We start from the raw sequence: 21,994 nt of genomic DNA, 5'->3' as shown, positions 1-21,994 counted from the left end.
GGCCTCAGAGAATGAGGACCATGGTCAGCTTGTCGAAATAGCGAACCTGCCCGGGGCCATCAACCAGCTTGATGGCGTGAGGCAGGACACCGCACGCCTGAAAGCCCGCGCGTTCATACAGTCGGATCGCTGATTCACTGGATGTGCTGACGCGCAAGGTGATCTGCTCCAGGCCGATGGCGCGCCGCGCTTCGGCGATGGCGGCGTTGACCAGCATGAGGCCGATGCCCTTGCCCGTCGCTCTGGGGTTCACCATCATGCTGTTGAGCTCGGCGCTGTGCCGCAGTTTCTGCAAGGACTGGCGCTCCAGGCCAATCATGCCCACCAGCTCCTTGTCTGCCCAGGCGCCCAGCAGGAAGGTGCCGCCCAGCGTTTCGTACAAGCCCAGTCGGCCGATGTAGCTCTCTGGCGGGCGCGCCTGCTCGCTTTCAATGTCGGAGTCGAACGCATCCGGGTGCAGCTTCAGGCCTTCATCGCGAAGCCTCTTGTAGGCGCTCAGGTCCGCGGGGGCAATGCGCGCGATGCGGACGGAAGTATCAGTGCTGACCACGCAGGGTCTCCAGGGTGTTCATGTTGGCAAAAGCTTGGCTGTCCGCAAACGCGACGCTGGCCCAGTGCTGAGAGCGCACCCAATGACCAACTTTGCGTTCACCGTTCACGAACTGGCTCACAGTGTCAGGGCAAACCCGCTTGCGAATCAATCCACAGACCCAATGGTGATGCTCATTCTCGGCGCCCGATTGCGTGCAAGGTGTCACGATGTCGGCATTTGTTTGATGGGCCTCGTGCATCAGGCGGGCGACGATGTCCGCAGGGAGGTGGGGCATGTCGCAGGGCACGATCATCAGCCAGTCAGTGTCCGTGTGGCGCATGGCGGTGATGATGCCGGCGAGCGGGCCCTGGCTGACATGCAGGTCAGGATCATCGGACAGGACCGCATTGGATGACGTCTGGCCGGTGATGTTGTTGAGGAGTCGCTGGTAGACAGGCAGATTGCGGTTGGCGCTGATGCGCAGGCTGCTGCACTGTTGCTGGAGGCTGTCGAGCACCCAGGCAGCCAGAGGGCGCCCTCGGTAGTCGACAAGGCCTTTGTCCTGCCCTTGCATGCGCCGCCCCTCGCCGCCAGCCAGCAACCAGCCCGTCACGTTCTGAAAGCGGACGTCAGCCACCGATGTAGCTCATTTCAATGCGGCGCCCGCTGGCTTGCTGGATCGCGTTGTCGGCCTGACCTGACTGGCCTCGCAATTGAGAGTAGCGGTCATCGCGCCGGGCCCACAGGGCCGCGATGCGGGCGGTGATCTCGTCGTCATGCAGGGACGGATCACGCAGCAGGCTGCGCAATTCATGGCCTTGGGTGGCGAACAGGCAGGTGTAAAGCCGGCCTTCGGTTGACATGCGCAGGCGGGAGCAGTCACCGCAGAAAGCCTGCGTGACACTGGAGATGAAGCCCACGTGGCCGGCGCCGTCGGCGTAGGCCCAGCGCTGGGCGGTGTCGCCGACCTGGCTGGACGAGACAGGGCGCAGCGCGAACGCCTGCTCGATCACGGCGCGCACTTCCTGCGAGGGCAGCACATGCGCCATCTGCCAGCGGTTGGTCTGACCCACGTCCATGAACTCGATGAAGCGCAACTCGACGCCGGTGTGCCGGAAGTGCCTCGCCAGCGGCAGGATCTCCTGATCGTTGACGCCTTTTTGCACCACCATGTTGACCTTGATCGGCGCCAGCCCGACGGCGTGTGCCGCCTCGATGCCATCCAGGACGTCGGCCACGCTCAACTGGCTGTCGCTCATGCGTGCAAACGTGGCTTCATCCAGGGCATCCAGGCTGACCGTCACGCGTCGCAAGCCCGCGTCCTTGAGGGCCTGCGCCTTGCGCTTGAGCAGGCTGCCGTTGGTGGTCAATGTCAGCTCGGGCGGCTGGCCGTCCAGCGTGCGCAGTTCGGCCAGTTGGGCAATCAGGCGCTCGATGTCCTTGCGCAACAGGGGCTCCCCGCCCGTGAGCCGCAGCTTGCGCACACCCAGGCGCATGGCCATGCGGGCGACACGGGTGATCTCTTCGAAGCTCAACAGCTCCGAGTGGGGCAGGAAAGGGTGGTCAGGGCCGAAGGCCGTGCGCGGCATGCAGTAGCCGCAACGGAAGTTGCAGCGATCCGTGACCGAAATGCGCAGGTCTCGCAGCGGGCGCCCCAGTTGATCGGGCGCAGGCGTGGCGTGCGAACCAGGTGTTGCGGGCGGCAACGCCTTGGCGGCGGGAGAGGTGGAGGTCCGGATGGGGACGACTCGGCCCAGGGGCTGAGTGGCAGGCTGACTCATGGCCCAGCATTGTGCTGCAAGACGCGCTCGGGCGCTGCGGCCCTGTCGCCGACTCAGTTGTTCTGAGGCGGAGTGGGTTGGCGCGCCGTCACCACGGGTGCGCGGCGGGCACCATCGAAACGCTGTTGCCAGTAGGCCTGGCGCATGTCTTCCACACGCACTTGACCGCCTGCGCGAGGCGAGTGGATGAACTTGTCGTCGCCAATGTAGATGCCGACGTGCGAGAAGGTGTGGCGCAGGGTGTTGAAAAAGACCAGGTCGCCTGGCTTCAGTTCGGACTTCTGGATCGGGATCAGATCGGGTGAGTTGGCCTGTTCGCTGGCACGGCGCGGCAGGATCAGGCCTACGCTGTTTTCGAACACATGGCGCGTGAAGCCGCTGCAGTCGAAGCCGCTTTGTTCGGATGTGCCGCCACGACGGTAAGGCACGCCCAGGAAGTTCATGGCCGAGAGCACCAGTTCGGAGGCCATGTCCGAGGCCTTGTCGCGAACCTGTTGGGCCAGTTCGACCACGGGCTTGGTGTTGGGCAGCAGACCCTTGTCAGCCAGGAAGCGGGACACGGGGTCGCTGTTGTCTACCGAATTGTTGGCAGCTGGAGACGCCGTCGTGCCGCCGTTGCCCTGATTCGTGGCTGTTGCCGCAGCGGGTGTCGAACTCTGGACTTGCTGTGCTTGAGACGAAGCTGCGCCGAACATCAGGCCGACAGCCAGAAGGCAGGCGACGAGGGCGTTCGTGTGGACTCCAACATGGATCCCGGGGGCAGTGTCACCCAGCATCGGGGCTAGGCGGCCTTGACGGCGGATCGTGAAAAGCATGGGTCGCAAGCGTAGGGGCTCATCCTCGGTGCGTCAACCTCGAAAGGCTGGGGAAAACCTGAGATTAGCACCGAATTTCCGGCTTTTTGGCCGAAGGGCGCCCCTGATCGCTTGCAGCTTGCGAAATGTCAGACCAGGTTGAGGGTGACCTGGATGTTGCCGCGCGTCGCGTTGGAGTAAGGGCAAACCTGGTGTGCGGCATCGATCAGGGCCTGCGCTTCATCCTTGGGCAGGCCAGGAAGCGTGATGTTGAGGGTGACTTCGATGCCGAAGCCGGCAGGAATAGGGCCGATACCGACTTCTGACGCGATTTGCGTGCCGGCAGGCAAGAACTTCCTGGATTGACCGGCCACGAAGCCCATGGCACCAATGAAGCAGGCGGCATAACCGGCTGCAAACAGTTGTTCCGGATTGGTGCCCTGGCCGTTGCCGCCGAGCTCGGTGGGGCGAGCCAGTGCGACGTCCAGCTTGTTGTCGGAAGTCACGGCGCGTCCGTCTCGTCCTCCGGTGGCGGTGGCGTGGGCGACGTAGATGACTTTTTCGAGTGCCATGGCAGTGTCCTTCAGTATTGGTGTTGGCAATTAAATTGTGCGCAATTTAAATTGGCCGTGCACCAGTTGAACAAAATGGCCCGGCAGGTACTGGGGTCAATCGCCGCGAGGCGATGCGTCTTCGGTGGTGAGCCGATGCCGAAGCTGATGCAGTTGCGTGCGCAGGTCGGCCAGTTCCTGGTGATCAAGGTCCACCTTGCAGGCCAGGGTCGACGGTATCTCGGTCGCTTTTTGCTTCAGTTCCCGGCCAGCCGCCGTGAGGCGGAGTCGAACACGTCGCTCATCCTCAGGATCGCGCTCCCGGCTCAGCAGCCCTTGTGAGGCCATGCGCTTGAGCAGGGGCGTCAGCGTGCCGGAATCCAGTTGCAGCAGTTGACCCAGTTCGTTGACGGTTCGGTCATCGTGTTCCCACAGCAGCAACATCACGAGGTACTGTGGATAGGTCAGGCCCAGCGGTGCCAGAAGAGGTTTGTAGACCTTCGTCATGGCCAGCGACGCGGCATACAGCGCAAAGCAAAGCTGCAGATCCAGCTTCAGCAGATCGGTAGGCAGCGAGGGGGCGGCGTCGCCATCGGCGCATGAGGAGCGAGGGGACGAAGATGACATGGCGCAATGTTAGCGGTGTCTGCCCTCGCGGTGCATGCTGCCTTGATGTGTCGCAAGACGAGGGGCCAGATGCGTGCCTATCCTGAACTGAGGAACTGGCCGTCCGCCAGTTCAAGAAGAAGACCTCAAGTCCTGGAGAACAGAAGATGTCGAGCAACACAGCCCAAGTGACCCCCACATCCGCGCTGAGCCCCAATGAGCTGGCTCGCTTCAAGGCGCGCCTGCAGGATCAGGCCAGGGCTTTGAGCGCGCAAGACAGCGAATTGCGCGCGCGTCTGGCAGCCGAGGAGTCCGTGACTGCCAACACCTTTGTGGCCGGGATTGAAGGCGCGATGGCCGCAGAAGCCGATGATGAAACCATCGCCTTCCTGCACCATGAGCAGACCGAACTGGCCGCCACGAAGCAGGCGCTGGAGCGCATCGAGAGCGGCGAGTACGGCTACTGCGAGGAGTGCGGCGACGCCATCGGCGTGGCACGCCTGGAGGTCTTGCCTGAAGCCCACTTGTGCGTGAGCTGTCAGGACATGATGGAACACCGCAAGGGGCGTTGATCAGGCACCCAGCTGTTCGATCTGATCGGTCAGCTCCAGCCAGCGCGACTCGAGTGTTTCGAGCTCTTCGCCGAGCGCCTTGAGGCGTTTGCCTTGTTCGGCACGTTCAGCCGCAGACAGACCAGGATTGGCCAGGCTGTCCGTGAGCGCAGCCTGCTCTTCATGCGCCTTGGCCAGGCGCTGATCCACCTGCTTGAGTTCCGCCTTGAGTGGCTTGGCCTGATCGGCCAGCCTTTGTCGCGCCTGGGCTTGCGCCTTGCGGTCTTCCTTGCCCTTGGCGGGCGCGTCGACAGGTGAGGAGATCGGGGCAGCAACGACTGCTGGCTGGGCTGCAGCCGGGGCTGTCGTGCTAGCACCATTGGCCTTGCGATCCGCATCACGTGCGGCCCGTGCGGCTTGCGCCACCTCCTTGGCTTGCTCCTGCAGCCACTTCTGGTAGTCGTCCAGATCACCGTCGAAGGTGCTGACGCTGCCCTTGGCCACGAGCCAGAACTCGTCGCACACTTCGCGCAGCAGGGCGCGGTCGTGGCTGACCAGCATCACGGTGCCTTCGAATTCGTTGAGCGCCATGCTCAAGGCTTCGCGGGTGGTGAGGTCCAGGTGGTTGGTGGGTTCGTCCAGCAGCAGCAGGTTGGGGCGTTGCCACACGACCAGGGCCAGCACCAGGCGGGCTTTTTCTCCACCGCTGAACTGGCTCACGGGCTGGTTGACCATGTCACCGGTGAACTGGAAGCGGCCCAGGAAGTCGCGCAGTTCCTGCTCGCGGGCATTGGGCCCCACATCGCGCGCCAGGCGGATCATGTGTTGCATGGGGCCTTCGTCCATGCGCAGCACGTCCAGCTCCTGCTGGGCGAAATAGCCGATGCTCAGTCCCTTGCCTTCGGTGATCTCACCGCTGACCAGCTTGTTCATGTGGGCCAGGGTCTTGACCACGGTGGATTTACCCTGGCCGTTGGCGCCCAGGATGCCAATGCGCTGGCCGGGCAGCACCGAACGGTTGATGCCCGACACGATGGTCAAAGGCTCCTGACCGTCGCGGTGGTAGCCACAAGACAGTTCCTTGAGCGACAGCATGGGGTTGGGCAGGCTGGCGGGCTCCGGGAAGGTGAACTGGAAGTCGCTGGCGGTGAGCACGGGTGCGAGCTTTTCCATGCGCTCCAGTGCCTTGACGCGGCTTTGGGCCTGACGGGCCTTGCTGGCCTGTGCCTTGAAGCGGGCGATGAACTTGGAGAGGTGGGCGATCTTGTCCTGCTGCTTGGCAAACGCGGCCTGCTGTTGGCTCATCCGTTCGGCGCGCATGGATTCGAACGCGGTATAGCCGCCCGTGTAGCGGGTCAGCTTGCCTTCATCCAGGTGCAGGGTGACCTTGGTGATGGCGTCGAGGAACTCGCGGTCGTGGCTGATGATGAGCAGCGTGCCTTCATAGCGTTGCAGCCAGGCTTCCAGCCAGACCAGGGCGTCCAGGTCCAAGTGGTTGGTGGGTTCGTCGAGCAGCAACAATTTGGCCGGGCACATCAGCGCGCGGGCCAGTTGCAGACGCATCCGCCAGCCGCCCGAGAAACTGTTGACCGGGGCTTGAGACTGTTCAAGCGTGAAGCCCAGGCCCAGCAGCAAGGCTTGCGCACGAGCGGGCGCGTCGAAGTAGCCGACCTCGGCCAGCGTGCCGTGGGCCTCGCCTATGGCGTTGCCGTCATCGGCTTCTTCCGCTGCGGCCAGATCTTCCAGGGCCTTCATCAGGCGGGTGTCACCCTGCAGCACGTACTCGGTGGCCGGGTCATCGGTTTCCGGCATGTTCTGCGCGACCTCGGCCATGCCGCCCGGTTGCAGCCAACTGGGCGGGATCTCGACATCGCCCGCATCAGGGTGCAATCGACCGGCCAGCAGGGAAAACAGCGAGGATTTGCCCGCACCATTGCGCCCGATCAGGCCGACTTTCTCGCCCGGATGCAGGGTGGCGCTGGCCTGGTTCAGGACGGGCTTGGTGCCGCGCAGCAGCGACACATTCTTGAGGACGATCATGGGGGCAATCAGTAAAGCGAAAGAGCCCGGCGCCAAGCGCCGAGCGTGCGCAGTCTAAGGCAAGGCCTCAGGCCAGCAGCGCCTCGCGGGTGATGAGCAGCACCTGGTCGTCACCGGACGAGGTGGGCAGCCAGAACACCGGCAGGTTCGGGAAGGCGCGCTCGAAGTGCTCGCGCTCGTTGCCGATCTCCAGCACCAGCACGGCATCGGGTGTCATGAATCGATCGGGCTGTGCGCGCAGATCCGCGATGAGCTGGCGGGTGAAGTCCATGCCGTCTTCGCCCGAGGCCAGGGCCAGTTCGGGCTCGGCCAGGTACTCGGCGGGCAGGGCCTTCATGGACTGCGCGTTCACATACGGCGGATTGCACAGGATCAGGTCGTAAGGGCCGTTCACCGATTGCAGGCCGTTGCTTTGCAGCAGGGTGATGCGCTCGGCCAGGCCATGCTGGTCCACATTGATGCGGGCCACGGCCAGTGCGTCCGGGCTGATGTCGGCGCCATCGACGCTCACGTCCGGGTAGGCCATGGCGGCCAGCACGGCCAGGCTGCCGTTGCCGGTGCACAGGTCGAGCACGCGCTGCGTCTTGTCGCTCAGCCAGTCGTCGATCGTGCCTTCGGCCAGCAGTTCGGCGATGAAGGAGCGCGGCACGATGGCGCGCTCGTCCACATAAAAGGGTACGCCTTGCAGCCAGGCCTGCTTGGTCAGGTAAGCGGCGGGCTTGCGCGTGCTGATGCGCTCGTCGATGAGCGCTTGCACTTGCGTCGCTTGTTCGTTCGACACGGTCTGGTCAGCCACGCCATCCAGATCGTCGATGGGCAGGTTCAGGCGCCACATCACCAGCCAGGCGGCCTCGTCAAAGGCGTTGGTGGTGCCGTGGCCAAAGCCCACGCCAGCTTGCGTCAGTCGGGCGGCGCTGTCTTCGATCACCTGGATGACGGTCTTCACAGTGTTCGTCACGCCAGCAGTCTTTCCAGCGTCTGCTTGTAGATGTCCTTGAGCGGCTCGATGTCGGCCACGGCCACGTGCTCGTCGATCTTGTGGATGCTGGCGTTGACGGGGCCGAACTCGACGACCTGCGGGCAGATCTGCGCGATGAAGCGACCGTCCGATGTGCCGCCGGTGGTGGACAGTTCGGTGTCGATGCCGGTGACGCTTCGGATGGCCGCCGCCATGGCGTCCACCAGCGGGCCGCGACGTGTCAGGAAGGGGCGACCGCCCAGTGTCCAGTCGATGCGGAAGTCCAGGCCGTGGCGGTGAAGCAGCTCTTCGACACGGCTTTGCAGGCCTTCAGGCGTGGACTCGGTGGAGAAGCGGAAGTTGAAGTCGATCACCAGCTCGCCGGGGATCACGTTGTTTGCACCCGTGCCGGCATGGATGTTGGACATCTGCCAACTGGTGGGCGGGAAGTGGTCATTGCCCGCATCCCAGACGATGGTGGTGAGTTCGGCCAGCGCGGGTGCGGCCAGGTGAATGGGGTTCTTTGCCAGGTGCGGATAGGCGATGTGGCCTTGCACGCCTTTGATGCGCAACTTGCCAGAGAGCGAGCCGCGACGCCCGTTCTTGATCATGTCGCCCACCTGCTTGACCGAGGTGGGTTCACCCACGATGCAGGCGTCCAGACGTTCGCCGCGTTCCTGAAGCCACTCGCACACCTTGACGGTGCCATCTACAGAAGGGCCTTCTTCGTCGCTGGTGATCAGAAAGGCGATGCTGCCCTGGTGCTGCGGGTGGGCTGCCACGAACTCTTCACTGGCCACCACCATGGCAGCCAGCGAGGTTTTCATGTCGGCAGCGCCGCGACCATAGAGCAGGCCATCTCGGTAGCTGGGCACGAAGGGCGGGCTGGTCCATTGATCGAGCGGGCCGGTGGGCACCACATCGGTGTGGCCGGCGAACACCAGCGTGGGGGCACCCGTGGCGTGGCCAGCGCCGTGTTTGATGGCCCAGAGGTTGGTCACGGGGGCATCTTGCGGGCCGAAGGTCAGTGTCTGGCACTCGAAGCCGATGGCGCGCAGGCGATCGGCCATCAGGTCCTGACAGCCATGGTCAGCCGGGGTGACGGACTGGCGTGCGATCAGCGCCTCGGTGAGGCGCACGGTGGCGGTCATGTTGTAGCGTAAGGAGGCAGGGGGGGCTTCCGGGTCAGAAGCGGGTGGACGAAAAGCCGTTGTTGCTGTCCTCGGCGCGAACGTCCAGCGTGATTTCGGTGAACGAGGGGCCGTCTTCCACCTCTTCGGCCTTGGCCGCGAGCTTGGATTTGGTCGTGGTGTCGTTCTGCAGGCGCCACATGAGGTTGGTGGGCGAGTCGGCGTGGACCAGGCCTTCGTCGCGCGTGACGATGCCTTCGTTGATCAGGCGGGCGATGTCCTGTTCGTAGCTCTGCGAGCCTTCGGCCATGGACTTTTCCATCGCTTCCTTCACGCCGGTGAAGTCACCCTTTTCGATCATCTCGGACACGAGGTGGGTGTTGAGCAGCACTTCCACGGCCGGCACGCGTCCGCCCGTTGTGGATTTGAGCAGGCGTTGCGACACGATGGCTTTCAGGCCGGAAGCCAGGTCGCTCAGCAAGGCCGGGCGGGCTTCAGGCGTGTAGAACGACAGGATCCGGCCGAGCGCGTGATAGCTGTTGTTGGCGTGCAGGGTGGACAGCACCAGGTGGCCCGATAGCGCGTAAGAGATCGCGGCCGTCATGGTTTCGCGATCGCGGATTTCGCCGATCAGGATGCAGTCCGGCGCCTGGCGCAGGGCGTTCTTCAGGCCGACCTGCAACGATTGGGTGTCACGGCCCACTTCACGCTGGTTGACGATGGACTTCTTGTTGGTGAACAGGAATTCCAGCGGATCCTCGATGGTGAGGATGTGGCCGGTCATGTTCTGGTTGCGGTGCTCCAGCATGGCGGCCAGCGTGGTGCTCTTGCCTGCGCCCGTGGCACCAGCCAGCAGGATCAGGCCGCGCTTTTCCAGCACGAGGTTGCCCAGCACATCGGGCACGTTGAGCGAATCCAGCGCGGGGATGTCGGAGGGGATGTAGCGGAACACCGCCGCCACCGATCCACGCTGCTTGAAGGCGCTCAGACGAAAGATGGCCACACCGGGAATGGTGATGCCGAGGTTCAGTTCACCCGTCTCGTCCAGCTCTTCCATCTGCGTCGAGGAGATCATCTCCGACAACAGTTGGCGGGGCTGGGACGGGGTGAGGATCTGATCCGTCAGCTGCATGATCTGACCATGGATCTTGATGAGGATGGGTGTCCGGGCAGACAGAAAGACGTCAGACGCCTTCTTCTCGGCCATCAGGCGCAGTACCCGTTCGAGATTGCCACCGCTCATCAAGTTCTCCCGTTTGAATCAGATATCAGATGCAGGAAGGATCAGACCGGCAGGCCGATCAGGCGCCGCGCAGCAGGTCGTTGATGCTGGTCTTGGAGCGAGTCTGGGCGTCCACGCGCTTGACAATCACGGCGCAGTACAGCGAGTACTTGCCGTCTGCCGAGGGCAGGTTGCCCGACACGACCACGGAACCGGCAGGGATGCGGCCATAGCTGACTTCGCCCGTGGCGCGGTCGTAGATCTTGGTGGACTGACCGATGTACACACCCATCGAGATCACCGAGTTTTCTTCCACGATCACGCCTTCGACCACTTCGGAGCGCGCGCCGATGAAGCAGTTGTCTTCGATGATGGTGGGGTTGGCTTGCAGGGGCTCCAGCACGCCGCCGATGCCGACGCCGCCAGACAGGTGAACGTTCTTGCCGATCTGGGCGCACGAACCGACGGTAGCCCAGGTGTCGACCATGGTGCCTTCATCGACATAGGCGCCGATGTTCACGTAGGACGGCATCAGGATCACGTTCCTGGCCTGGAAGCTGCCACGACGGGCCACGGCGGGGGGCACCACGCGCACGCCGGAGGCACGCAGCTGTTCTTCGCTCCAGCCTGCGTACTTCGTTGGCACCTTGTCGTAGAACTGCAGTGGGCCGTCGCCCATGGGCACGTTGTCGTTCAGGCGGAAGGACAGCAGCACGGCCTTCTTGATCCACTGGTGGGTCACCCAGTCACCGTCGATCTTCTCGGCCACGCGCAGCTTGCCGCCGTCGAGGGCGTCGATGATGTGGTTGACCGCGTCACGGATCTCGGCGGGGGCGCTGGCGGCGGACAGCGAAGTGCGCTGTTCCCAGGCGTTGTCGATGACGGTTTGCAGAGCTTGGGTCATGTTCTTCTCTCAGATTCAAACAGATTGGGATTCAATGAAGGCCTTGATGCGCTGGGCGGCTTCGACGCATTCGTCGACACCGGCCACGAGCGCCATGCGGACGCGGCCCTGGCCTGGGTTCACACCGTTGGCTTCGCGCGCCAGGTAACTGCCAGGCAAAACGGCCACATTGTATTGAGCCAGCAGCTCGCGGGTGAATGTTTCGTCGCTGCCGCCGCAAATGTGTGGGGGCACCTTGGCCCACAGGTAGAAGCTGGCATCGGGCAGGGCCACGTCCATCACGGAGGCCAGGATGGGGGTGACCTGCTCGAATTTCTGGCGATACAGGGCGCGGTTTTCAACCACGTGGGCTTCATCGTTCCAGGCCGCGACACTGGCGCGCTGCACGGCCGGGCTCATGGCGCTGCCGTGGTAGGTGCGATACAGCAGGAAGGCCTTCATGATGGCCGCGTCACCCATGACGAAGCCGGAGCGCAGGCCCGGCACGTTGGAGCGCTTGGACAGGCTGGTCAGGGCAATCAGGTTCTTGAAGTCGCTGCGACCGAGCTTGGCTGCCGCTTCCAGACCGCCCAGCGGCGCGGCATCCGCACCTTCGCGGAAATAGATCTCGGAGTAGCACTCGTCCGAAGCGATCACGAACCCGTAGCGGTCGCTCAGCTCGAACAGGCGCTGCCATTCGCTCAGCGGCATGACGGCGCCGGTCGGGTTGCCGGGCGAGCACACGAACAGGAGTTGCGTGGTCGCCCAGGTCGATTCAGGGATGGACGACCAGTCCGCCGCAAAGTTGCGGGCCGGATCCGAGTTGGCAAACACCACACGGGCGCCAGCCAGCAGCGCGGCGCCTTCGTAGATTTGATAGAACGGGTTGGGGCAGACCACGGCGGGGCCGCCGGCATCCTGATGCTGGGTCGGGTCGATCACGGCCTGCGCCAGGGCAAACAGGGCTTCGCGTGAGCCGTTTACGGGCAGGATCTGTGTGACGGCATCCAGCTTCAGGCCGTAGCGGCGCTCACCCCAGGCAGCACATGCTTCGCGCAGGGCTGGTTCGCCGGCCGTGGCAGGGTAGCTGGCCAGGCCATCCAGGGCCGCAGTCAGGGCTTCCTTGATGAAGGCAGGGGTAGGGTGCTTGGGCTCGCCAATGCCCAGGCTGATGGCACGGTAAGCGGGGTTGGGTGTGACACCAGCCGTGAGGCCGCGCAGGCGCTCGAAGGGGTAGGGCTGGAGTTTCTTCAGCAATGGGTTCATCCCGCGATTATCCCAGGCGCGGGCGGTTTGCTGCGGTAACAGGGGCAAGGCGGTGTCAGGGCTTGTCCGGAGGGGCGGTCACGTCACGGTCGCGCCCGCTGCTCTTGGCCTGATAAAGGGCCTTGTCGGCGCGTTCCAGCGTGTGCGTCAGCGAGGTCACGCTGTCGTGTACCGCCACGCCGGCCGAGAACTTCACCCTCAGTTGAGGCACGTTCTCGGAGACCGTGCAGGAGGCCAGTGTCTGGCGCAGGCGCTCCAGGGCGACCAGCGCCTTCTCCGCGGCGGTATTGGGCAGCAGGAAGATGAATTCTTCGCCGCCCCAGCGGGCAATGATGTCGGTCTCGCGCAGCACGATGCCGGACGCGTTGGCAAAGGCCATCAGGGCCTGATCACCCACCTTGTGCCCGAACTGATCGTTGACGCGCTTGAAGTGGTCCAGGTCGATCAGCACCACCGTGAAGCGTTCGCCATAGCGCTCGAAACGCTTGACGGCGTCCTCCAGGCGATCCTGCATGAAGCGGCGGTTGTACAGGCCCGTGAGCACGTCGTGCGTGGCCATCTGCTGCACCTGCTCCAGCGCGATTTTCAAATCCTTGCGCTGGGCGGACAGGCGATTTCGCCATGAGGAAATCTGGTAGGCCGAGAAAATCAACGTCGGCACGGTGCCCAGCATCAGTTCGAAGCGCAGCAGTTCCAGATCTGGCGGGTAGTAATCGGGGTCGATATGGGCCAGCACGCCCATGCTCAAGCCCAGCAGCAACATCGCCAGCACGCCGATCTGCACGGATTGCTTGGGGGTGTGGGTGTACATGCCGAACACCATGACCAGGGCGATCAGTACCAGCACCACGCCACGGTCATGTGGCCCGACCGCCGTGTAGGCAAACGCGATGGCCAGCAGGGCGAACACGTTTTGCGGCAGCATCAAGGTGGGGTCCTTGAGGTGCCTGGTCTTGCCGAAGCGAACCAGCGTGTAGAAGGCCACGTAGGCCGGCATGCTGGTGGCCCACAGCAGCTTGGGTGCAAATGGCCGCATCAGGTTGATCTCGGCGGCGTAGTAGGCCGCGCTGCAACAGATGGCGTACATGATCGCGCACAGCAGGATGGCCGCGGTGCGTGCCCTGGTGGCCCTGTCGTGGCCGAAGACGCTGTGCACCAGCTTGCCGACGGCGTCGACGATGGGGTCGTTGGGTTGAGCGGGCGGGACAAACTGTGTCATGACATGGCCTCGCTGGATGAGGCTGCCGAAGCGTTGCTCGATTTCAATTCGGTTTGCGCCAGCAGGCTGCGATTGCGTCCTTGCCGCTTGGCCTCATAAAGCGCCTCGTCCGCGCGCTCGATCAACTGCTCCAGCGATTCGCCCACCTTGGCCTGCGCCACGCCGGCAGAGAAGGTCACGTGCAGTTGTGGATAGCCCGGGATTTCCAGCCTTTCGACGGACTGGCGCAGCCGCTCGATGGCGTTCATCCCTTCCACGGCACTGATGCTGGGCAGCATGACCAGGAACTCTTCGCCGCCCCAGCGTGAGAACTTGTCCACCTGGCGGATCTGGCCTTGCGCATGCTGGGCCATGCTCCTCAGCACCGCATCGCCTGCGTGGTGGCCGAAGTGGTCATTGACATGCTTGAAGTGATCGATGTCGATCAGCGCGATGCACATCGGCGCGCCGCTGCGTTCGATCAGTTTCAGTTCGTTTTCGGCCAGTTCGGTCATCATCCGCCGGTTGAGGGCACCCGTGAGCATGTCGCTGGTGGCCATCTGCTTGACGGTGTCGACGGCTTCCTGCAGTTCACGCGCCTGCCTGCCGATGCGCACCCGGATGTCGCTGACCCACTTGCCGATCAATGACAGGGTCAGCAAGGTGGAGCCGCCCACCACGAAGTGCGTCCAGCCAGACGATGCGTGGGTGTGGCTGTCGTGCATCACAGCCGTCCAGCCCACGCAGGCGCCCAGCGTGATGACCGTGAACACCCCCAGCATCAGCACCTGTATGGGCTTGAGCCGGAACATCGACAACACGATGGTCTGGGCAATGAGGATCATCACATTGCCACGGTTGTCGCCCAACTGGACGTAGGCGGCCATGCACAGTGCAATGGTGATGAGCGCGTGCGGAAAGGTCAGAACGGGGTCTGCGAATCGCTGCGACCATCCGGATCGAACGAGCACGAACATGGTCAGGAAGGTGGCTGCGCTGGCCGCGATCAGCTCCCGGGCCACGTCAGGTGCGAGCAGCTTGAGATGCTCGGAATGCAAGATCACGCCTACGCTCACGGCGTAGGGCTGCAAGGTGATCAGCAGCAGAAGTACATGGCGACGCAGGTGCGGGTCTTGGCCCAGCACCCGGTTCGCGCATGTTTGCAGCCAGAGTGGTGTGTTCATCAATGCTCGACAGGTTTAACGGGCTATCGGCACTGGCTGGCAAAGCTTGACCCGGGGGCGCCCCTAATGTCGGGGGCTATTGAGTTTGTCCCACAGTCTGAAGGCCCGCTCCTGGATGGCCTGAGGCAAGGTGAGGAAATTGGCGGACGTTTTCCGTGATCCGAAATCCGTCGGGCTGTGCGCCACGGCGCCTCGAATGGCGTATTTCTGGTCCTTGTAGAACACCAGCAGCTTGCCTTCGTCCGACTGGGCTGGCGGGCCCGGCAGGGCGTAGGCCAGAAACACGTCGGCCTGGCCATCGCCGTCGTAGTCACCCAGCAGGATGAGTTCCGGGGCCATCGACGCTGGTGGTGCGTTCAGGAAATCCCGTGCCTGCCAGTCCTTCTTCCAGCCAGTCGCCGTCTGGCGGTACTTGGAGAAGGTCAGTTCGGTTGTTCTGGCGCCCTCGGTGGGCGAACCGGGCGAACCGGGCGAACGGGTCGCCACCACCAGTTGTTCCCCCAGGCGATCCTTGCATGACCAGGCCTGAGTGATCTGGCTGGCTTTCGGGAGATCGAGCTTGTCAGGCAGGGTGCCTGCAGGCCAGGGTTTGGGGGCGCACGCCGTGGCTGTGAGGCAGCCCGTGCCAGCCAATGCCAGCACAAGCACGTACCGCAGGAGGATGGCCTGGCCGCTCGTCATGATGGCTTGTCATTCGCGCCCGGCAGATAGCGCGCATCCGAATACGTCAGCATCCATTCGGGCTTGAAGGCGACAAAGATGGCCGTCAGCATGCCCGTGCTGATGGCCTCGCCCCACCCGAGCAGCCAGTTGGCCAGCATCCACTCCTCGGTGGCAAGGGCTTCAGGTTTGTGCTGCGCAAAGATGGCGAAGTAGCCCGTGAGCGTCACGGCCAGTGCAGTGACCACAAAGCCTCGCCCGAGGATGTAGACAAACAGGTGTCGGGGCATCCAGCGGCGCACGGCCAGCCCCATGATCAGGGCCAGTGTGGCAGGGATCACGCCCAGCCAGACCAGGTGCGTGACCAGGGCGTCCGGCTCGGGCCATGCACGCGCTTCAATCAGCTTGGCGATGAAGGCGACGGGCAGCAAGCTCCAGATGGCGAGCGGCCAACCGAACATGAGCACCAGCAGGCAGGCGCCGGTGACATGCAGGGCCAGGCCATTGGGCAACAGGTGCTGCGTCCACCAGACGCATGGCAAGAGCACCATCGCGCCCATCCACGGGCTTTGCAGGGGGGCATGCTTCAGCGGGAGCCAAGGCTTGAACAGCAAAGCCACGCCCAAGGCCGCTATCAGCAGGGCCCAATCCAGCCAGGCGGGCAGGGGGCCCATCACATGGTCACGGTGGCGTGGTGCTCAGCGGGCCTGAATCAGCCCAGCAGGCCTGTTTCAGCGTTGTGCTGGGGCAACTCGACCTTGGGAGCTGGCTTCCAGCCCTTCTTGCGGTGCTCCACGACCACGTTGGTGTAGATGCCGCCGCGCACGTACCACTTGGCCGTGATGCGCACATAGCGTGGGTCGATGGCCTTGACGATGTCGGTCAGGATGTCGTTGGTGACCTTTTCATGGAAGGCGCCGTCGTTGCGGTAGCTCCACATGTACATCTTCAGGCTCTTGAGTTCGATGCACAGCTTGTCGGCGATGCAGTCGATCGTGAAGTGAGCGAAATCAGGCTGGCCGGTCAGCGGGCAGAAGCAGGTGAACTCGGGCACCTGGAACTGGATGACGTAGTCGCGCTGGGGAGCCGGGTTGGGGAACACGTCCAACTCGCGCGAAGGCGCCGAGGGCGGTGTGGCCGGCTTGGCGCGTGCGCCCACCTTCAAGCTGGCTTGCGCGCCGGTCCTGGCGGGCGCCTTGGTCTTGGCGTTGGGCTTGACTTCGGTGGCGCTGGTGGCGGGGGCTTTCTTGGCCATGGCGGACTACTTATCGTTAAAGGGGGAATCGGCAAAAGTGCAATGCTATCATCTTTGGTTGATTCTGGCCTGTCGATGAACAGGTTTTGTCAAACAAATCAATGACTTAGCGGGTTTTTCGGAGGCGCGAGTCCCGGGCCGACACCAAGCATGCGACTGAATTCGATCAAGCTGTCTGGCTTCAAGTCATTCGCTGAACCTACGCACTTCCACCTGCCGGGCCAACTGGTCGGGGTGGTGGGGCCCAATGGTTGTGGCAAATCCAACATCATGGATGCGGTGCGCTGGGTGCTGGGCGAGTCCAAGGCGTCCGAGCTGCGTGGCGAATCCATGCAGGACGTGATCTTCAATGGGTCGGGCAACCGCAAACCCGCCAGCCGCTCCAGCGTGGAACTGGTGTTCAGCAATGAAGACGCCCGTGCGGGCGGCCAGTGGAACCAGTTTGCCGAGATCGCGGTCAAGCGCGTGCTGACGCGCGATGGCAACTCCAGCTACTTCATCAACAACCAGCCCGTGCGCCGTCGCGACGTGCAGGACGTGTTCCTCGGCACCGGCCTGGGCCCGCGCGCCTACGCCATCATCGGTCAGGGCACCATCAGCCGCATCATCGAATCCAAGCCGGAAGAGATGCGCCTGTTCCTGGAAGAAGCGGCTGGCGTCTCCAAGTACAAGGAGCGCCGCCGCGAGACCGAGAACCGCCTGAAGGACACGCGCGAAAACCTCACCCGCGTGGAAGACATCCTGCGTGAGCTCAACAACAACCTCGACAAGCTGGAAAAGCAGGCCGAGGTGGCCACGCGTTATCACGGTCTGCAGGAGCAGGGCACGCTCAAGTTGCATCAATTGTGGTTCCTCAAGCACCGCGATGCCGCCACGGAAGAAACGCGCATCAAGCAGGCCGTGCTGGAAGCCACCAATGCGCTGGAAGCGCGCATGGCCGAGCTGCGTGCGGTGGAAGCCGAGCTGGAGCACGTGCGCCAGGATCACTACGCTGCCAGTGATGAGCTGCATACCGCGCAGGGTGTACTGGCCGAGGCCAATCTGGAAGTCAGCCGCCTGGAAGAGCGCATCCGCTATGTGGTGGAAGGCCGCCAGCGCGTGGAACAACGTCTGGCCGAACTGAAGGGCCAGAACGACCAGTGGGCCGAGCGCCGTGCGGCCGCCGAGTTCGAGCTGGAAGAGCTGGCCGAGAAGATGCTGGCCGCCGAAGAGCAGGCCGAGATCATGGCGGCCCAGGCGGAAGAGCTGGCGGGCAATATCCCGAGTTTTGAAGATGCGGTGCGTGCATCTACCGCTCGCGCCAATGAACAACGTGGCGTGGCCGGTCAGGTGCAGCAACAGATCCAGTTGCTCGCTGCCGAGTCGCGCAACATCGATGACCAGTCGCGCCAGTTGAACCTGCGCCGTGAACGCCTGGCCACCGAGCGTCAGGGCCTGGCCACCACGGACGACGCGCGCCTGATCGACATGCGCCGCCAGCTCGAAATCGGCCAGGAAGAGCTGGCCGTGTTCGAAGCCCAACTGGGCGAGCTGACCGAGTCCGTGCCCATGCTGGACGAAGGCCGCAAGGCCGCGCAGGCTGACAGCAACACGCAGGCCGCCAAGCAAGCCGAGTTGTCAGCCAGGCTGGATGCCCTGCGTGCCCTGCAGGAGAAGGTGCAGACCGAAGGCAAGCTCAAGCCCTGGCTGGCCAAGCACGGCCTGGAAAGCCTGCAAGGCTTGTGGACCCGCGTTCACATTGAAACTGGTTGGGAAAACGCGCTGGAATCGGCGCTGCGCGAGCGCCTGTCCGCATTGGAGGTAGGCCGCGTGGAAACGGTGCGCGCGTTTGAAAACGACGCGCCACCTGCCAAGCTGGCCTTCTACAGTCTGCCTCAGCCAGGCATCCAGAACACGCACCACACGCTGCCGCGCCTGTCTGATCTGATGCGCCTGAGCGATCAGGGTCTCAAGGCCTTGATGAACGATTGGCTTGAAGGCGTCTACACCGCTGGCAACCTGGAAGAGGCGCTGGCCAACCGCGGCAAGCTCACCCACGGCGAGGTCATCATGACCAGGGCGGGCCACATGGTCAGCCAGTTCGCCGTGAGCTTCTATGCGCCTGATTCCGAGCAGGCCGGCATGTTGGCGCGCGCGCAGGAAATCGAGAACCTTGAAAAGCAGCTGCGTGCGCAGTCGCTGATCGCCGAAGATGCCCGCGCCAGCCTGATCCGCGCCGAAGCCGCTTACACCGATGCCGCTCAACGCCTGGCCACGGCCCGCCGTGACACCAGCGAGATCCAGCAGCGCACCCACCAGTTGCAGGTGGAAGTGCTGCGCCTGACGCAACAGGCCGAGCAGACCAACACGCGCCGCAGCCAGATCGAAGAAGAGCTGGCCGAGATCGATGCGCAACTGGGTGATCTGCAGGAGCGCCGTGCCACGGGCGAAGCCCGTTTTGAAGAGCTGGACCTGAGCCTGGCCGATGCCCAGGAAAAGCACGCCCAGCTTGAAGAGGCGGTGATCGAGGCCGAGCGCAAGCTCAATCAGGCCCGCGAGCAATCGCGTGCACTGGAGCGCCAGGCCCAGGAGGCTCAGTTCAGCGCCCGCTCCATGGCGGCTCGCCGTGGTGAACTGCAGCGTGGCATCGAGACCGCCGCACAGCAGATCCAGACGAATGAGGCCTCGGCCGCGCAACTGCATGAAGAGCATGCGCGCCTGAGCGAATCAACCTCGCAGACCGGTCTGGACGACGCGCTCGCCGTCAAGCTGGAAAAAGAAGGCCTGCTGCTGCAGACGCGTAATCGCTACGAAGACCTGTCTGCCCAGCTGCGCCGCGCCGATGAGCAGCGCATGAGCTTCGAACGCAGCCTGCAGCCTTTGCGTGATGAGATCACCAAACTGCAGCTGGAGCTGCAAGCCGCCACACTGGGCGGGGCGCAATTCCTGGAGCAACTGACGGCGGCCGAGGTCAACCTTGAAGCGTTGGCCGAAGTGATCGAGCGCGATGGCGTGAAGCTCTACGGCCTGCAAACCGAGATCGACCGCATCCAGCGTGAAATCAATGCATTGGGTGCCGTCAACCTGGCCGCGCTGGATGAGTTGACCGCCGCCCGCGAACGCAAGGGCTTCCTGGACTCGCAGATGGCCGACCTGATGGACGCCATCAAGACCCTCGAAGACGCCATCCACAAGATCGACCTGGAAACACGCGATCTGCTGGGCGCCACCTTCAACACCGTCAACGAGCACTTTGGCCGCATGTTCCCCAATCTGTTCGGGGGCGGCACCGCCAAGCTCGTCATGACGGGCGACGAAATCCTGGACGCTGGCGTGCAGGTCATGGCCCAGCCACCCGGCAAGAAAAACAGCACGATTCACCTGCTGTCCGGTGGCGAAAAGGCCCTGACCGCGATCGCGCTGGTGTTCGCCATCTTCCAACTCAACCCCGCCCCTTTCTGCCTGCTCGACGAAGTGGACGCGCCGCTGGACGACGCCAACACCGAGCGTTACGCCCGACTGGTCAAGAGCATGTCCAGCGGTACACAGTTCCTGTTCATCTCGCACAACAAGATCGCGATGGAGATGGCCGAGCAACTGATAGGTGTGACCATGCAGGAACAGGGCGTGTCCCGCATCGTGGCGGTGGATATGGAAGCCGCGTTGGGCATGGCCCACGCTGCCTGAGGAAACATCAACAATGAGCAGCAATTCCCTGACCTTGTATCTGGCCATTCTGGGCGGTGGTGTGTTGGCCGCAGTGGTCGCACACGGCGCCTGGACGGCTCGCAAGGCCGCCGCACGCCAACCCAAGCGCGCCACCCTGGAGCCCATGGATGGCTCGGCGCGCGCGGCTGATGCGGTCTCCCACTCGGAGCTCGACAACGTCCCCACGCAGCCCATGGAAGACCGGCCCGGCTCCGGCAGCAAGCCCGGCCTGCCTCCGGTCAAGCGAACCGGGCCGCGCCTCGATGCCCTGGTGGACGCCATCGCCACCATCAGCATCGACACGCCCATGAGCGGCGATCACATCCTGCTGCATGTGCCCACCACCAGGCGCGCCGGCAGCAAGCCCATGCTGATCGAAGGCCTGCGCACTGATTGCGGTGAATGGGAACAACCTCAGCCTGGTGTGACCTACAGCGAGCTGCAGGCGGGGGTCTTGCTGGCCAATCGCACGGGAGGCTTGAACGAGATCGAGTACTCCGAGTTCGTGCAGAAGATCCAGGCCATGGCCGATGCGCTGGGCGCCTCGCCAGAGTTTCCTGACATGCTGGACGTGGTGGCGCGCGCCAAGGAACTGGATGCCTTTGCGGGCGCCCACGACGCACAACTGGCCTTGCGCCTGCATGCGCGTGGCAGTGCCTGGTCACTGGGCTATGTGACCCAGCAGGCCTCGCGTCATGGCTTCCTGCCAGGCGCCTTGCCGGGCCGCCTCGTGCTGCCCTCGCACGAAGAGGGTGCTCCGCCCATCCTGACACTGCACTTTGACGCCCAGGCGGCCTTTGCCGAAGACCAGGAGCAGGCCACCCTGCGTGAGCTGGTGTTGTCGTTCGACGTGCCGCAAACCGCGGTCGAGCAGCAACCGTTCAAGGCCTGGTGTGCGGCCGGCGAGGCCTTGTCCATGTCCATGGACGCGGTGATGGCCGACGACCAGGGGCATCCATTCACGGCCGCCGCTTTTGCGGCCATTGAAGGTGAGCTGGGCAAGCTGTACGAAGCCCTGGCCGCGCGTGATCTGGCGGCGGGTGCGGCCTCCACGCGCCGACTGTTCAGCTGAAGCGGAGCCCGGCATGAGCCAGTCTGATCTGTTCGGCGAGCCACAAGGGGCGTCGCCGGCTCCAGCGTCGCCCACCGAGCAGGCGGCGCAGTTGCGAGCCCAACTACATCACCACGCGCACCAGTACTACGTGCTGGATGCGCCGCAGATCCCCGATGCGGAGTACGACCGCCTCTTCCAGGCATTGCAAGCGCTGGAGGCCGCCCACCCCGAGTTGCTGACGGCGGATTCGCCCACGCAACGCGTGCTGGGCAAGGTACTGGACGGCTTCACACCCGTGCGCCACGCCGTGCCCATGCTGTCCATCCGCACCGAGACGGACACAGAGGCGACAGGCGCGGAGGCTTTCGACGCCCGTGTCAGGCGCGAACTGGGCCTGACAGAGGATCAGCCTCCGGTTGAGTACGCCGCCGAATTGAAGTTCGACGGCCTGGCCATCAACCTGCGTTATGAACATGGTGTGCTTGTGCAGGCGGCCACGCGTGGCGATGGTGAACAGGGTGAGGACGTCACCCAGAACATCCGCACGATCGGGCAGATTCCGCTCATGCTGAAGGTGGCGGGTTCGCCACCCGAGGTGCTGGAGGTTCGTGGCGAGGTCTACATGCGCCGCGATGATTTCGA

21 protein-coding genes are annotated in these 21,994 nt (G+C 63.8%); 4 read left to right on the top strand and 17 right to left on the bottom strand.

The window, feature by feature from the left end:
- Positions 1-4 precede the first annotated feature (4 nt).
- The 6 genes from VFW93_RS01080 to VFW93_RS01055 all read right to left on the bottom strand — a co-directional run bounded on the left by VFW93_RS01080 (position 5) and on the right by VFW93_RS01055 (position 4,285).
- Entirely contained in the window at positions 5-550 is a 546-nt protein-coding gene (locus VFW93_RS01080; protein WP_329692142.1) for a GNAT family N-acetyltransferase, read from the bottom strand.
- On the bottom strand, positions 537-1,169 hold the full coding sequence (gene mobA / locus VFW93_RS01075; protein WP_329692141.1) for a molybdenum cofactor guanylyltransferase MobA: 633 nt from the start codon (positions 1,167-1,169) through the stop codon (positions 537-539). Before mobA ends, VFW93_RS01080 begins: the two co-directional genes overlap by 14 nt.
- Positions 1,162-2,313 carry a GTP 3',8-cyclase MoaA gene (gene moaA, locus VFW93_RS01070; protein ID WP_329692140.1) on the bottom strand — a complete coding sequence of 384 codons (1,152 nt, stop codon included), beginning with the start codon at positions 2,311-2,313 and terminating at the stop codon, positions 1,162-1,164. The genes mobA and moaA overlap by 8 nt, the downstream gene beginning before the upstream one ends.
- A 53-nt stretch (positions 2,314-2,366) precedes the next feature.
- A complete protein-coding gene (locus VFW93_RS01065; protein WP_329692139.1) occupies positions 2,367-3,008 on the bottom strand; it encodes a C40 family peptidase in 642 nt (213 codons plus the stop codon).
- Positions 3,009-3,256: 248 nt separating this feature from the next.
- Entirely contained in the window at positions 3,257-3,679 is a 423-nt protein-coding gene (locus tag VFW93_RS01060; RefSeq protein ID WP_329692138.1) for an organic hydroperoxide resistance protein, read from the bottom strand.
- Positions 3,680-3,775: 96 nt separating this feature from the next.
- Positions 3,776-4,285 carry a MarR family transcriptional regulator gene (locus tag VFW93_RS01055; RefSeq protein WP_329692137.1) on the bottom strand — a complete coding sequence of 170 codons (510 nt, stop codon included), beginning with the start codon at positions 4,283-4,285 and terminating at the stop codon, positions 3,776-3,778.
- A 146-nt stretch (positions 4,286-4,431) separates the two neighbouring features.
- On the opposite strand from VFW93_RS01055, the gene VFW93_RS01050 reads away from it, so the two are divergent.
- A complete protein-coding gene (locus VFW93_RS01050; RefSeq protein WP_329692136.1) occupies positions 4,432-4,836 on the top strand; it encodes a TraR/DksA family transcriptional regulator in 405 nt (134 codons plus the stop codon).
- Here the strand turns inward: VFW93_RS01050 and VFW93_RS01045 are convergent, their stop codons facing one another.
- The 11 genes from VFW93_RS01045 to queF form a co-directional block, all read right to left on the bottom strand.
- On the bottom strand, positions 4,837-6,855 hold the full coding sequence (locus tag VFW93_RS01045; protein WP_329692135.1) for an ABC-F family ATP-binding cassette domain-containing protein: 2,019 nt from the start codon (positions 6,853-6,855) through the stop codon (positions 4,837-4,839). It lies immediately after the preceding gene.
- A 67-nt stretch (positions 6,856-6,922) separates the two neighbouring features.
- A complete protein-coding gene (prmB, locus tag VFW93_RS01040; protein ID WP_329692166.1) occupies positions 6,923-7,801 on the bottom strand; it encodes a 50S ribosomal protein L3 N(5)-glutamine methyltransferase in 879 nt (292 codons plus the stop codon).
- Positions 7,802-7,809: 8 nt separating this feature from the next.
- A complete protein-coding gene (dapE, locus tag VFW93_RS01035) occupies positions 7,810-8,964 on the bottom strand; it encodes a succinyl-diaminopimelate desuccinylase (protein WP_329692134.1) in 1,155 nt (384 codons plus the stop codon).
- A 34-nt stretch (positions 8,965-8,998) separates the two neighbouring features.
- On the bottom strand, positions 8,999-10,186 hold the full coding sequence (locus tag VFW93_RS01030; RefSeq protein WP_329692133.1) for a PilT/PilU family type 4a pilus ATPase: 1,188 nt from the start codon (positions 10,184-10,186) through the stop codon (positions 8,999-9,001).
- 58 nt (positions 10,187-10,244) lie between these two features.
- Entirely contained in the window at positions 10,245-11,069 is an 825-nt protein-coding gene (dapD, locus tag VFW93_RS01025) for a 2,3,4,5-tetrahydropyridine-2,6-dicarboxylate N-succinyltransferase (RefSeq protein ID WP_329692132.1), read from the bottom strand.
- A 15-nt stretch (positions 11,070-11,084) separates the two neighbouring features.
- Complete coding sequence (gene dapC / locus VFW93_RS01020) at positions 11,085-12,314, bottom strand: succinyldiaminopimelate transaminase (RefSeq protein ID WP_329692131.1); 1,230 nt, start codon at positions 12,312-12,314, stop codon at positions 11,085-11,087.
- 55 nt (positions 12,315-12,369) lie between these two features.
- Positions 12,370-13,533, bottom strand: a complete 1,164-nt coding sequence (locus VFW93_RS01015) for a diguanylate cyclase (RefSeq protein ID WP_329692130.1) — start codon at positions 13,531-13,533, stop codon at positions 12,370-12,372.
- Positions 13,530-14,696, bottom strand: coding sequence for a GGDEF domain-containing protein (locus tag VFW93_RS01010; protein ID WP_329692129.1), 1,167 nt, complete (start codon positions 14,694-14,696; stop codon positions 13,530-13,532). Before VFW93_RS01010 ends, VFW93_RS01015 begins: the two co-directional genes overlap by 4 nt.
- A gap of 63 nt (positions 14,697-14,759) precedes the next feature.
- The gene (locus VFW93_RS01005; protein WP_329692128.1) at positions 14,760-15,377 is read right to left on the bottom strand and encodes a M949_RS01915 family surface polysaccharide biosynthesis protein; all 618 of its coding nucleotides are present in this window, start codon (positions 15,375-15,377) and stop codon (positions 14,760-14,762) included.
- Positions 15,374-16,030 carry an energy-coupling factor ABC transporter permease gene (locus VFW93_RS01000; protein WP_329692127.1) on the bottom strand — a complete coding sequence of 219 codons (657 nt, stop codon included), beginning with the start codon at positions 16,028-16,030 and terminating at the stop codon, positions 15,374-15,376. The genes VFW93_RS01005 and VFW93_RS01000 overlap by 4 nt, the downstream gene beginning before the upstream one ends.
- 38 nt (positions 16,031-16,068) lie before the next feature.
- A complete protein-coding gene (queF, locus tag VFW93_RS00995; RefSeq protein WP_329692165.1) occupies positions 16,069-16,521 on the bottom strand; it encodes a preQ(1) synthase in 453 nt (150 codons plus the stop codon).
- 240 nt (positions 16,522-16,761) lie between these two features.
- Here queF and smc point away from each other — a divergent pair, with 240 nt between their 5' ends.
- The 3 genes from smc to VFW93_RS00980 all read left to right on the top strand — a co-directional run.
- Positions 16,762-20,277, top strand: coding sequence for a chromosome segregation protein SMC (gene smc / locus VFW93_RS00990; RefSeq protein WP_329692126.1), 3,516 nt, complete (start codon positions 16,762-16,764; stop codon positions 20,275-20,277).
- A gap of 13 nt (positions 20,278-20,290) precedes the next feature.
- Positions 20,291-21,370 (top strand): cell division protein FtsZ, encoded by a 1,080-nt coding sequence (locus tag VFW93_RS00985; protein ID WP_329692125.1) that lies wholly within the window; start codon positions 20,291-20,293, stop codon positions 21,368-21,370.
- A gap of 13 nt (positions 21,371-21,383) precedes the next feature.
- Positions 21,384-21,994: DNA ligase LigA-related protein (locus VFW93_RS00980; RefSeq protein WP_414639549.1), on the top strand; the 611-nt coding region annotated here is incomplete at its 3' end.

Source organism: Aquabacterium sp., assembly GCF_036279675.1.
Lineage (GTDB): Bacteria > Pseudomonadota > Gammaproteobacteria > Burkholderiales > Burkholderiaceae_C > Aquabacterium.
Note: the sequence above shows the minus strand (reverse complement) of the source record. Positions and strands in the feature narration are given on the sequence as shown.